13 protein-coding genes are annotated in these 12,719 nt (G+C 62.8%); 1 reads left to right on the top strand and 12 read right to left on the bottom strand.

What is annotated here, in order from left to right:
* Positions 1-100: 100 nt before the first annotated feature.
* The 9 genes from RMET_RS03665 to cmk all read right to left on the bottom strand — a co-directional run bounded on the left by RMET_RS03665 (position 101) and on the right by cmk (position 8,891).
* On the bottom strand, positions 101-481 hold the full coding sequence (locus tag RMET_RS03665; protein ID WP_011515576.1) for a ComEA family DNA-binding protein: 381 nt from the start codon (positions 479-481) through the stop codon (positions 101-103).
* Positions 482-690: 209 nt separating this feature from the next.
* Positions 691-1,686 carry an ADP-glyceromanno-heptose 6-epimerase gene (gene rfaD, locus RMET_RS03660; RefSeq protein ID WP_011515575.1) on the bottom strand — a complete coding sequence of 332 codons (996 nt, stop codon included), beginning with the start codon at positions 1,684-1,686 and terminating at the stop codon, positions 691-693.
* A 26-nt stretch (positions 1,687-1,712) separates the two neighbouring features.
* Positions 1,713-2,657, bottom strand: coding sequence for a D-glycero-beta-D-manno-heptose-7-phosphate kinase (gene rfaE1, locus RMET_RS03655; protein WP_011515574.1), 945 nt, complete (start codon positions 2,655-2,657; stop codon positions 1,713-1,715).
* Between the two features lie 79 nt (positions 2,658-2,736).
* Positions 2,737-4,110, bottom strand: a complete 1,374-nt coding sequence (locus RMET_RS03650; protein ID WP_011515573.1) for a UDP-glucose dehydrogenase family protein — start codon at positions 4,108-4,110, stop codon at positions 2,737-2,739.
* A gap of 57 nt (positions 4,111-4,167) precedes the next feature.
* Positions 4,168-5,397, bottom strand: coding sequence for a lipopolysaccharide assembly protein LapB (gene lapB / locus RMET_RS03645; protein WP_011515572.1), 1,230 nt, complete (start codon positions 5,395-5,397; stop codon positions 4,168-4,170).
* 3 nt (positions 5,398-5,400) lie between these two features.
* Entirely contained in the window at positions 5,401-5,724 is a 324-nt protein-coding gene (locus tag RMET_RS03640) for a LapA family protein (RefSeq protein WP_008643660.1), read from the bottom strand.
* Between the two features lie 228 nt (positions 5,725-5,952).
* Positions 5,953-6,360 (bottom strand): integration host factor subunit beta, encoded by a 408-nt coding sequence (locus RMET_RS03635; RefSeq protein WP_011515571.1) that lies wholly within the window; start codon positions 6,358-6,360, stop codon positions 5,953-5,955.
* 33 nt (positions 6,361-6,393) lie between these two features.
* Complete coding sequence (gene rpsA, locus RMET_RS03630) at positions 6,394-8,088, bottom strand: 30S ribosomal protein S1 (protein WP_008643658.1); 1,695 nt, start codon at positions 8,086-8,088, stop codon at positions 6,394-6,396.
* Between the two features lie 143 nt (positions 8,089-8,231).
* Positions 8,232-8,891: a (d)CMP kinase gene (gene cmk / locus RMET_RS03625; protein WP_011515570.1), complete on the bottom strand. Its 660-nt coding sequence runs from the start codon at positions 8,889-8,891 to the stop codon at positions 8,232-8,234.
* Positions 8,892-9,051: 160 nt separating this feature from the next.
* Here cmk and RMET_RS03620 point away from each other — a divergent pair, with 160 nt between their 5' ends.
* Positions 9,052-9,282 carry a DUF2061 domain-containing protein gene (locus tag RMET_RS03620; RefSeq protein ID WP_011515569.1) on the top strand — a complete coding sequence of 77 codons (231 nt, stop codon included), beginning with the start codon at positions 9,052-9,054 and terminating at the stop codon, positions 9,280-9,282.
* A 27-nt stretch (positions 9,283-9,309) separates the two neighbouring features.
* Here RMET_RS03620 and aroA read toward each other — a convergent pair whose 3' ends face one another.
* Genes aroA through hisC form a run of 3 tightly spaced genes read right to left on the bottom strand, consistent with a single transcriptional unit; the run spans position 9,310 to position 12,710 of the window.
* Positions 9,310-10,623 carry a 3-phosphoshikimate 1-carboxyvinyltransferase gene (gene aroA / locus RMET_RS03615; protein ID WP_029308335.1) on the bottom strand — a complete coding sequence of 438 codons (1,314 nt, stop codon included), beginning with the start codon at positions 10,621-10,623 and terminating at the stop codon, positions 9,310-9,312.
* A gap of 44 nt (positions 10,624-10,667) precedes the next feature.
* The gene (locus tag RMET_RS03610; RefSeq protein WP_011515567.1) at positions 10,668-11,576 is read right to left on the bottom strand and encodes a prephenate dehydrogenase; all 909 of its coding nucleotides are present in this window, start codon (positions 11,574-11,576) and stop codon (positions 10,668-10,670) included.
* Positions 11,577-11,585: 9 nt separating this feature from the next.
* Positions 11,586-12,710, bottom strand: coding sequence for a histidinol-phosphate transaminase (hisC, locus tag RMET_RS03605; RefSeq protein WP_011515566.1), 1,125 nt, complete (start codon positions 12,708-12,710; stop codon positions 11,586-11,588).
* Positions 12,711-12,719 lie beyond the last annotated feature (9 nt).

Raw genomic sequence — 12,719 nt, 5'->3', positions numbered from 1 at the left:
CATGATACTCCGCACCCCGGGCCGTGCAAACGGCACCTCGTGCCGCAAGCACAACGCATACCAGCCTGCGATTGTTGACCCGGGTGCGGATCCGCTGGCGTCAGCGGGTGGCGGCCTTGGGCGCTGGCCGGGCATCCTTGCGCGCGACGTCCGGCGTCTTGCCGAAGCTCAGCCCCGCTGCCTGCAAGTTGGCCACCGATTTCGGCCCGATGCCGGGGACCCGATCCACCAGGTCGTTGGCATCCTTGAATGCACCGTTCTTGCCGCGCTCATCGGCAATACGCTTGGCGGTGGCCGGCCCGATGCCCTTGACCGTGGCAAGCGCCACTTCGTCGGCACTGTTGACATCGACATCAGCATAAGCCGGGCTCATGGCCAGGATCGACATCGAAAGCCCGATTGCGGCACCCACGCGGCGCGCGGCGCGCATGCAGCGATGCAGCGAGATTTCAGGGAGGGAAAGATCGAACGTCCTGCGCATCAGAAAGACTCCTGTTCATTGGTCTGGTTGATGCCCGGCCGCCGGGTGGCGACGGGCAAACGCAGGATAGGAGTCCGAGCAGGCGTCGGAAGCGTCTGGACACGAAGGTTCACAACCTTCGCGCCATTGTGTGTCGAATCGAAATAACCGCGTTGCAGACCGCGGCTTTCACGCAACAGGGGACGATGAACGCACCCTGCAAACGAACCTTAGGCGCTTCGCTCCAGCAGCCACTTGCAGTACCGGCTGACGCCTTCCTGCACGGTCAGGAACTGGTCGCTGTAGCCAGCCCCACGCAGGCGCGATACATCCGACTGCGTGAAGCATTGATACTTGCCACGCAGGGCATCAGGGAACTTGACGTACTCGACCAGCCCTTCCTGCACCATTTCATCGAGCGAGAGCGCCGGCTTGCCTTCCGACTCGCGCAGCGCATTGACCACCGAGACGGCGATGTCGTTGAACGGCTGCGACCGCCCAGTACCGAGGTTGAAGATGCCGGACTTCTCGGGATGGTCCAGGAAGTACAGATTAACCTTGACCACGTCCTCCACGGACACGAAGTCCCGGCTCTGCGTGCCCGGCGCATAGCCGTTGTACTCGCCAAACAGCTTGACCGTACCTTCGGCGCGGAACTGGTTGAAGTGATGGAACGCCACCGACGCCATGCGGCCCTTGTGGAATTCGCGCGGCCCGTAGACGTTGAAGTAGCGGAAGCCCACGATCTGCGAATGGGCGGAAGGCAGGCGACGGCGCACCACCTGGTCAAACAGGAACTTGGAGTAGCCGTAGACGTTCAGCGGCTTTTCGTAGTCACGGTCCTCGCGAAACATCGTCGAAGCGCCATAAGTGGCCGCCGACGACGCGTACAGGAACTGGGCACCCTGCTCCAGGCACGCCTCCAGCAAGGCAAGCGTGTAGCGGTAGTTGTTCTCCATCATGTAGCGACCGTCGGTCTCCATCGTGTCGGAGCAGGCGCCCTCATGGAATACCGCGCGGACATTGCCGAAATCGCCGCGCGCGAAGCGGGCGACGAAGTCGGTCTTGTCCAGGTAGTCGGCAATCTCGCAGTCGACGAGATTGTTGAACTTCTCGGCGCGGGTCAGGTTGTCCACGGCGATGATGTTCGTCTCGCCGCGCTCGTTCAGGCCCTTGACGATGTTGCTGCCGATAAAGCCGGCAGCGCCGGTCACGATGATGGTCATGGCGGATTCAGGCTCGGTGGCGCCGCTCAGGCAGCGCCGAACAATTCGGAATAAGTAACAACGGCGGTACCCAGCTTGCCAACAACAATGGCGCCGGCCCGATTGGCGTGCTGAACCGCTTCCTTGAGCGGCACGCCCGCGCCGAGCATGGTGGCCAGCGTGGCGATGACAGTGTCGCCGGCCCCCGATACATCATAGACCTCGCGCGCCTGCGCCGAGACATGCAGGACTTCGGCCTCGGTATAGAGCGTCATGCCCTCTTCCGAGCGTGTCAGCAGCAGCGCCTCGAGTTGCAGTTCGCGCCGCAGGTTCTGGGCGCGGATCGTCAGGTCCGCCTCGGTCTTCCAGGCACCCACCACGGCCCGCATTTCCGCGCGGTTCGGCGTGATCAGCGTGGCGCCGCGATAGCGCGAGTAGTCATCACCCTTGGGATCGACCAGCACGGCCCGGCCTGCGGCGCGGCCTGCCTCGACCATGCGGCCGACATGCGTCAGGCCGCCCTTGCCGTAGTCGGACAGCACCAGCACCTTGTAGTCGCTGATCAGCGTGCCGAAGCGGTCCTGCACCGACGCCAGCACTTCGCTGGCCGGCGCATTTTCGAAATCGACACGCAGCAGTTGCTGCTGGTGGGCCACCACTCGCAGCTTGATCGTCGTGTTCAGGCTGGCATCGCGATGCAGGTACGGCTGCACGTGGCTGGCATTGAGCAGCGCCTCAAGCGTGCGGCCGGGTTCGTCGTCACCGACCACCCCCAACATGCCAACCTTCGCGCCCAGCGCGGCGGCGTTGCGCGCCACGTTGGCGGCGCCACCCAGGCGCTCGTCGCTGCGTTTGATCTGCACCACCGGCACGGGGGCTTCGGGAGAAATGCGTTCGACATCGCCGAACCAGTAGCGGTCCAACATCATGTCGCCCACTACCAGCACTTGCGCTTGTCGGATCTGATCCAGCGAAATCGGGTTCTTGCTCATGAACTTCCCTTTGCGCCCTGGCCGCGCCCAACTGGGACGCGGCTCGATCGGGCTCTCACGGATACGCGGATTGAACGGGTCAGTGCGCCGAGCTCGAGCGCCCGATCGCGTGGTACTCGATGCCGGCCTCGGCCATGGCATCGGGTTCGTAGAGATTACGACCATCAATAATGACAGGCGTTTTGAGCATGTTGCGAATTTGCGAGAAATCCGGGCTGCGGAACACCTTCCATTCGGTCACGATCACGAGTGCGTCGGCATCCTTGAGCACGTCCATCTGGGCGTTGCAGAACTGGATGCGCGCCATGGCGTCCGGAATATCGGCCAGATCGAGCTCGAGCACGCGACGCGCCTCGTCCATCGCCACCGGATCGTGTACGCGCAACGACGCGCCGCGCGAAATCATCTCACGCGCCAGCACACGGGACGGCGCCTCGCGCATATCGTCGGTATTCGGCTTGAATGCCAGACCCCAGACGCCAAACGTCTTGCCTGTCAGATCCTCGCCAAATCGCTTGATGATCTTGTCGCCAAGCACCTGCTTCTGGGAATCGTTGACGGCCTCCACGGCCTCCAGCACGCGCATCGGCTTGCCATGGGCGCTAGCCGTGCGCATCAGCGCCTGCACGTCCTTCGGGAAGCACGAACCGCCATAGCCTGCGCCGGCGTACAGGAAGCTATAGCCAATACGCGGATCCGAACCGATGCCGAGGCGCACGAGTTCGATGTCCGCACCGACCTCGTCGGCCAAATTGGCCAGCTCGTTCATAAAGGAGATACGCGTGGCCAGCATCGAGTTCGCGGCGTACTTGGTGAACTCGGCCGAACGGACATCCATATAGAACGTGCGCTCGTGGTTACGATTGAACGGCGAGTAGAGCTGACGCATGATCGCCTGCGCATGGCGGCCCGCAACGTCGGGCGCGCAGCCCAGCACGATACGGTCCGGACGCATGAAGTCTTCCACGGCCGCGCCTTCCTTCAGGAACTCGGGGTTCGATACCACCGAGAACTGCAGGTCTTCCAGACCGCGCGCGGCCAGTTCCTCGCGAATCACGGCGCTGACGCGATCGCCCGTGCCAACCGGCACGGTCGACTTGTCCACCACCACCTTGAAGCCGGTCATATGCCGGCCGATATTGCGGGCCGCTGCCAGCACGTACTTCAGATCCGCCGAGCCGTCTTCGTCCGGCGGGGTACCCACGGCGATGAACTGTACGTCGGCATGTTCGACGCTGGCGGCAACATCGGTCGAGAACGTCAGGCGGCCGGCCGCACGGTTGCGGTCAATCAGCTCTTTCAGGCCTGGTTCGTAGATCGGCACGCCGCCGGCATTCAGCAGCGCGATCTTCTTTTCGTCGACATCGAGGCAGAACACGGAGTTGCCGAGTTCGGCCAGACAGGCGCCGGTCACCAGACCGACATAGCCGCTACCGATAATCGTGACTTTCATTGCGGAAGCTCCAGAATAGTAATGATCTTGATCGCCCGGGGCGTTGCGTGTAGCGGCTTAGCCCAGCGCTTCGGAGCGGCGTGGCGCATACGTTTCCCAGCGGTTGCAGCCGGGGCATTGCCAGTAGAAAAGGCGGGCGCGGAAGCCACATTCGCGGCAGGTATAACGCGCCAGATTGCGAGTGCGCAGTTGCAGCAGATCGCGGATGGCGGCCGTTTCCTGCGCCTGCGGGTCAATCACGGCATCCCCACCGCCTTCGGCGGGTTCGGCGGATTCGGCCGACTGCTTCTGCGCCGCCTGGTTCTCGGCGGCCTGCGCCTCGAAATACTTGGTCAAGGCGAGCAGCGTCGGCTGACGACGCAGTTGCTCGCGCATCAAAGTAGCCGCGGCGACGGGGCCGTTCACTTCAAGTTCGGTGCGATACGCCGTATCGAGCAGTTCGGGGGCCAGGTTGCCCTTCAGCAGGCCGTGCAACCACTCCAGTGCCTTGCCCTGTTCACCGAGCGCCGCATACGCCTTCACGACCTTGTCGGCGACGAGCGGCACATAGGCGGCATCCTGCGCTTCGATCGCCAGCCATTGCTTGAGCGCGCCCTCAGTGTCACCGCCTGCGGCGGAGACGTCGCCAAGCAGGATCGGCGCGCGCACGTTGGCGGGATTCTCCTGCGTGGCACGGCGCAACCATTCCACCGCATCCTCGGGACGCTTCTTCAGCAGCGCGTCTTGGGCCAGTTCGCAGCAGAACTGGGCGATCTGCACACGATAGTCCTGCTGGTCGAGTGCTTGCAGTTCGCGCGCCGCTTCGATGGCTTTCTGCCACTCCTTCTCGACTTCATACAGTTCGAGCAGCACGCGCTTGGCCGAGGCCGCGTAGGGACCGGACATCAGCCGGCGCAGCGACTCTTCCGCACGGTCTAGCAGGCCGGCGCGCAGGAAGTCCTGCCCCAACTCATATAGCGCGTGCTCGCGTTCGGGCTCTGGCAAATCGGGACGCGTGGCAAGGTTCTGGTGCACGCGAATCGCGCGTTCGGTTTCGCCACGGCGGCGAAACAGCGCGCCGAGCGCGAAGTGAAGCTCGGTGGTTTCCGGATCGAGGCGCGCCACTTCAACAAAAGCGTCGATTGCCTGATCAGGTTGTTCGTTCAGCAGGAAATTGAGGCCCTTGAAGTACGAGCGAGGCAAGGCGCCCTGCTCGCTGATGAGCTGGCGCAGATCAAAGCGCGCCGCCATCCAGCCAAGGCCAAAGACAAGTGGCAACGCCAGCAGCCACCAGGTTTCAAACATCATGGGTCAGACTTTCGGACCGACTACGTTATAAGGAACGCCGGGCTTGGCCTCGGGCGGCACTGCCTCGGCGGGCGACGTGGCCCGCGCTTCGCCAAGCGCCCGTCGCAAGCGCCCTGCCTCCATGCGCTGTCGCATCAGTCCCGGCGCCACGGCAGCCAATGCCGCAACGATGCCCAGGGCGAACGCTGCCAGCAGGATCAGGATCAGCGGCGCATGCCAGACCGCACCGAAGAACAGTTGCAGGGATGCATCGCCAGTGTTTCGCAGGGCCAGCACGAACAACAGGACGAACAGGACAATGCGGAAAATCCAGGCGACGAGTTTCATGCGGTCAGAGCCATCGAAATTGGATCGGAATCGTCAGGATATGCAGGAAACGCATCCGGACATCTCCGGCGACGGATTCCCGGCATTGTAACGGAATCACTTATGACAAACGGTAACCATTGGTCGCATCGCGACTAGACGGGATCAACAGATGCGCAACAAAAAAGCGCCCCCGAGGGAGCGCTTTCCAACAGACTTCCAGTCAGGCCAGCAAGCCTTCCAGTCCGATCAGGACCGGACCAGATTGAGCTGACCATCATCGTGCAACGACGCCGGCGATTGCGAGCCAAGCTGCGATTGCCCGGTTTTGCCGTGCGGGGCATGACCGTTGCCGTTCATGCCTCCGCCCTGCGTCACCGTACGATCGACGCGTTCGCGCAACTCCTTGCCAGCCTTGAAGTGCGGCACCCGTTTCTCGGGTACCAGCACTCGTTCGCCGGACTTGGGGTTGCGGCCCACGCGGGGCGGCCGCTTGTTCAAACCAAAACTGCCGAAACCTCGGATTTCGATGCGATGGCCATCGGCCAGCGCCTCGGACATCGCGTCGAGAATCGTTTTCACCGAGATGTCCGCATCCCGCAGCAGCAACTGCGGAAAGCGGGCAGCCAGTTTTTCGACGAGCTCTGACTTGGTCATGGGCGGTCTCGCTGCGCGCGGCGCGGCTCGATATTACTGGTTGTCCTGGCCGAGCTTGGCCTTCAGCAGTGCGCCGAGGTTGGTCGTGCCAGCCGTGCCGGTGTCAGCCTGGAACTTCTGCATCGCTTCTTGCTGCTCTGCGGAATCCTTGGCCTTGATCGACAGGTTGATGTTGCGCGACTTGCGGTCGACGTTCACCACCAGGGCGGTGATCTGCTCGCCTTCCTTCAGCACGTTGCGGGCGTCTTCCACGCGATCGGCGGAGATTTCCGAAGCGCGCAGGTAGCCTTCCACGTCGTCAGCCAGCTGCACCACGGCGCCCTTGGCGTCAACGGCCTTGATCGTGCCATTCACGAGCGAGCCCTTGTCGTTGGCCGAGATGAAGTTGTTGAACGGATCGCCCGACAGTTGCTTGATGCCCAGCGAGATGCGTTCCTTGTCGACGTCGATGCCCAGAACGACAGCTTCCACTTCGTCGCCCTTCTTGTACTTGCGCACGGCTTCTTCGCCCGACTCTTGCCACGACAGGTCGGACAGGTGCACCAGGCCGTCGATACCACCAGGCAGACCGATGAACACGCCGAAGTCGGTGATCGACTTGATCTGGCCCGTCAGCTTGTCGCCCTTCTTGTGGTTGCGGCTGAAATCGTCCCACGGATTGGCCTTGCACTGCTTCATGCCCAGGCTGATACGACGCTTGTCTTCGTCGATATCCAGAACCATGACTTCCACTTCGTCGCCCAGTTGGACAACCTTCGACGGAGCCACGTTCTTGTTGGTCCAGTCCATTTCGGACACGTGCACCAGACCTTCGATACCGGCTTCGATCTCGACGAACGCGCCGTAGTCGGTCAGGTTGGTCACCTTGCCGAACAGGCGGGTACCTTGCGGGTAGCGGCGCGAGATGCCCACCCACGGATCTTCGCCCAGTTGCTTCACGCCCAGCGAGACGCGGTTCTTTTCCTGGTCGAACTTGAGGATCTTGGCGGTGATTTCCTGGCCAACCGACAGCACTTCGCTCGGGTGACGCACACGACGCCATGCCAGGTCGGTGATGTGCAGCAGGCCGTCGATACCGCCGAGGTCCACGAACGCGCCGTAGTCGGTGATGTTCTTGACGATACCGTTGACGATCGCGCCTTCCTTCAGCGTTTCCATCAGCTTCTGACGCTCTTCGCCCAGCGTGGCTTCCACCACGGCGCGGCGCGACAGCACGACGTTGTTACGCTTGCGGTCGAGCTTGATGACCTTGAATTCCAGGGTCTTGCCTTCGTACGGCGTGGTGTCCTTGATCGGACGCACGTCGACGAGCGAACCCGGCAGGAAGGCACGGATGCCATTGACCATGACGGTCAGGCCGCCCTTGACCTTGCCGGTCACGGTACCCGAGATGATCTCGCCGTCTTCCAGCGCCTTCTCGAGGTTCAGCCACGATGCCAGGCGCTTGGCCTTGTCGCGGGAAAGGATGGTGTCGCCATAGCCGTTCTCGAGCGCGTCGATGGCCACGGACACGTAGTCGCCGGCCTGCACTTCGAGTTCGCCCTGGTCGTTCAGGAACTCCTCCACCGGCACAAATGCCTCGGACTTGAGGCCGGCGTTGACGACCACGAAGTTGTGGTCGATGCGCACGACTTCAGCGGAAATCACTTCGCCAGCCTTCATATTGGAGCGGGCGATCGATTCCTCGAACAGTGCGGCAAAGGATTCGTTAGTTTGCAGGTCGGACATAAACGTAATTTAGCAATCCGCAGTACGCGGGCCGGCGCGACTATCGCGCTCAGTCTGCCTTGCGCAGCGGGGTCAAGTTGAACAACCGGTACCGGACGGGTTGGGTTCCGATACAGGTCCAGGTTGGTGCCTAGTGGTTTTAATCACCGCACTGCGGCGAACCACTCCAGCACCTGCGCCACCGCCTCTTCCACCGTCATTTCGGACGTATCGAGACGATAAGCGCCTTCCGCGGGACGCAGCGGTGCGGCGGCACGGGTGCGATCCCGCGCGTCGCGTTCCTCAAGGTCACGCAAAAGGTCTTCGATATTAGCAGAAATTCCCTTATCAATCAATTGTTTATAGCGCCTGCGAGCGCGGGCCTCCACACTCGCGGTCAGGAACACCTTGAGCGGGGCATCCGGGAAGATCACCGTGCCCATGTCGCGGCCGTCGGCTACCAGGCCCGGGAGCTTGCGGAAGCCACGCTGGAGTGCGGTCAACGCATCACGCACGGGCTGGTGCACGGCGATCGCGGACGCGCGGTTACCGATGGCTTCCAGGCGGATCGTCTGGCTGACTTCCTCGCCGGACAGCCATACCCGGTCCGGGCCGAACTTGACATCGAGACGCGCGGCCATTTTTGCAAGGGTGTCGACGTCCTGCACGCCAACGCCGGCACGGTCGCTCGCCAGCGCCACGAGACGGTAGAGCGCGCCGCTGTCGAGCAGATGAAAGCCGAGAGCATCCGCCACTTTGTGCGCTACGGTACCCTTGCCGGATGCCGTAGGACCATCAATGGTGATGACATCAACGATAGTCATTGATTATTACCAACGTAAAAACTATTAATTTCTAGAATCAATTGATACTCATTATCATTTGATCCATGGTTGCGCGGCCACCGGCCTTCCCTCTCCCGGCCCCCCCCCACAAAAGCGGTCGCGCAACCGCCCTGAATTCCCAAACGCGAGGCAATCTACCATGGCCAAGACCCTGACCTTCGGCATCATGCATCTGGGCATCGCTTTCAGCGTGACCTACGCCCTGACGGGCAGCCTGGCCATCAGCGGCGCGATCACATTCATCGAGCCCGCCGTGAACACGGTGGCTCACTACTTCTTCGACAAATTCTGGGAGCGCCGCGAACGCCAGGCCAAAACCCTTGCTGCACCCCCCGAAGCAACGACGGCGGCCCGTTACGCCGCCGCCTGATCATGGCCTCCCGGGCTGAGTGACCGTTTACCGCGCCACTCCGGCAAATACCTCGAAGTACTCGGGGAACGTCTTTGCCACGCAGCCGGGGTCGTTGATCTTCACGGGCAACGGGCCGAATGCGGCCAACGAGAAACACATGGCCATCCGATGGTCATCATAGGTGCCAATTCCAGCATCCGGGGTCTGCCACGTTGCCGGGGAGGTCGGCGGCGTCACTTTCAGGTAATCAGCCCCCTCCTCCACCTCCGCGCCGAGCTTGCGCAGCTCCGTCGCCATCGCTGAGATGCGGTCCGTTTCCTTGACCCGCCAGCTGGCGATGTTGGTCAGCGTGGTGGTGCCCTCCGCGAACAGCGCGGCCACGGCCAGCGTCATCGCCGCATCAGGAATGTGATTGCAGTCGAGCTCGATGCCGTTGAGTCGGCCGTCGTCACGCTCTGTGCCGCGCACTTCAATCCAGTTGTCACCAGCCATCACGTTGGCGCCCATCCGGTTCAGCGCATCGGCAAACCGAACATCGCCCTGGATACTCGCCATGCCCACACCCTCCACGCGTACCGGGCCACCACCGATGGCGCCCGCCGCCAGGAAGTACGATGCCGTGGACGCATCGCCTTCGACGTAGATCTCGCCCGGCGAACGGTACCGCGCGCCGGCCGGCAGGATAAAGCGCTCCCAGCCCTGTCTCTCGACGGCAATACCGAAGCGCGACAGCAAGTTCAGCGTGATCTCGATATACGGCTTCGAAATCAATTCGCCGACCACTTCGATCTCAATGCGACCCGATTGTGCCTGGGCCATTGGCAACGTCATCAACAGCGCGGTCAGGAACTGGCTCGATACATCGCCGCGCACACGGATCGGTGCATCAATGCGAATCTGCGCTGGGTTGATCTGCAAAGGCGGGTAGCCGGGCGTGCCCAGGTAATCCACCGATGCGCCGACCTGCCGCAGGCCATCGACCAGATCGCCGATCGGCCGTTCATGCATCCGCTGCACGCCGCTCAGCTTGTACGTACCGCCTTGCAGCGCCAGTGCCGCGGTCAATGGCCGGATTGCCGTGCCGGCATTACCCATGAACAGGTCTGCCGCCTTGCTCGGGAAATTTCCGCCCACGCCGGACACGATGCAGTCGTTGCCCTCGCGCCGCCATGCCACGCCGAGCACCTTGAGCGCTTCGAGCATGACACGCGTGTCGTCGGAATCGAGCAGGTCGCGGACGCGCGTTTCGCCGGTGGCGAGCGCGGACAGCAGCAGCACGCGGTTGGAGATGCTCTTGGAGCCGGGCAGGCGCACCGTGCCGGAAGCACGGGTCAGGGGGCCGAGGGTCAGTTGTTCCATGTTTTCTGCAGCATGGCCGTTGCGCGCCGCGCGCGCTGGCGGCATCAGGGTTCGACGTTGTTGGCAGCCGTCCGTGCGGCGCCCCATTTCAGGCGTGTGTCGCTGGCACGCGCGAACAGCCGTTCGAGCGCCGCGCCATCGCCTTCCTTGATCTTGGTCTTCAGATGCGCCAGCACGGACTCGTAGATACTGATCTCGCGCAGCAACGCATCCTTGTTGGCGATGCAGATATCGCGCCACATCTCTGGCGACGACGCCGCGATGCGCGTGAAATCGCGGAAACCACCGCCCGCAAAGTCCAGCTTCAGCGCCGCGTCCTCCGCGTTGGCCACCTGGGCCACGAGCGCGTACGACAGCAGATGCGGTAGATGGCTGACCGACGCGAACACGGCATCGTGCTGCACGGCCGACATCACATGGCAATCAGCGCCGGTGGCTTCCCACATGGCGCGCACGGCGGCCACGTCCGCCCGCGAGTTCTCCTGCAACGGGCAAAGCACCACCTTCTTGCCTACGTAGAGATCGTCGAGCGCAGCCTCCACGCCGTTCAACTCACGGCCCGCGATCGGATGGGCGGGCACGAACTGGGCGACCTTGTCGCCGAGCGCGGTCTTGGCCGCCATGATGACGTCGGACTTGGTGCTGCCTGCGTCGGTCACGATCGTGCCCGGCTGCAGATGTGGTTCCAGCGCATGGAGCAGCGCGAAATTCTGCGCCACGGGCGCGCACAGCACCACCAGACTTGCGCCTTGCATCGCGACCTCGAGCGAGGCGGCCTCGTCGATGACGCCAAGCGCCTTGGCCTTGTCCAGCGACGCCGCAGAACGGCCTACGCCCACGACCGTCCCCACCACGCCCGCGCGCTTGAGCGACAGCGCCAGCGATCCGCCAATCAGGCCAACGCCGACAATCACGACTTTCGAAAAATGCAATGCGCTCACGGTTTCAGACATGCTTGAGTTTCACTTCAGGGCCTGTTCCAGCGCCGCGATGAACGCGTCGTTCTCTTCTGGCAGGCCGATCGTCACGCGCAGCCACTGCGGCAGGCCGTAGTTGGCCACGGGGCGCACGATCACACCTTGCTTCAGCAGCGCCAGATTGACCCGCGCGCCAGCGCCATCGTCGCCACCCACGCGAACCATGACAAAGTTGCCGGACGACTTCACGTATTCGAGCCCACTTCGCTCGAACGCTTCCACCAGCCGCGCCTTGCCCTGACGATTCAGTTCGGCGCTGCGTTGCAGAAATGCCGTATCGTCGAGCGCTGCCACGGCTGCAGCCTGCGCCAGGCTGTTGACGTTGAACGGCTGGCGCACGCGATTCAGCAAATCGGTAAGCTGGGGCTGTGCCACGCCATAGCCGACCCGCAGCCCCGCCAGCCCATAGGCCTTCGAGAACGTCCGCGACACCATCAGGTTCGGATACTTGCGCACCCAGGCAACCGATTCGTACTGCTGGCCCGCATCGAGATACTCGTTGTAGGCCTCGTCCAGCACAACCACCACATGCGGCGGCACCTTGGCCAAGAAAGCCTCGATCTCGGCGGCGGACACGAATGTGCCAGTCGGATTGTTCGGGTTGGCGATGAAGACGAGCTTGGTGTCGGGCGCAATCGCCGCAGCCATCGCATCGAGATCATGACCATACGCGCGCGACTTGACCTCGATGGCGCGCGCGCCAACTTCCTGCGTAGCCAGCGCGTAGACCGCAAACGAGTACTCGGCGTAGACGATCGACTCGCCATTGCGCACCAATGCATGCGCGGCCAGTTCCAGAATGTCGTTGCTACCGTTGCCAAGCGTCAGCCACTCGGCCGGCACATCGTATTTTTCTGACAGTTTCGCCTTCAGTTCGAAGCCGTTGCTGTCCGGATAGCGCCCCAGATCCTCCGTCGCGGCGGCGATAGCCGCTTTTGCCGAGGCGGGCATGCCGAGCGGGTTCTCGTTCGACGCCAGCTTGACGATTCTTGCCTCGTCGAGTCCGAACTCGCGAGCCACTTCCGAGATCGGCTTGCCCGCGATATACGGCGAGATCTTGCGCACATAGGACGGACCAAAGTAGTCAGCCGCGTTGTCCTGCCCTGCCATGTCTGTCTC

The organism is Cupriavidus metallidurans CH34 (assembly GCF_000196015.1).
GTDB classification, from domain to species: Bacteria; Pseudomonadota; Gammaproteobacteria; order Burkholderiales; family Burkholderiaceae; genus Cupriavidus; species Cupriavidus metallidurans.
This window is presented reverse-complemented; position numbering and strand designations above follow the sequence as displayed.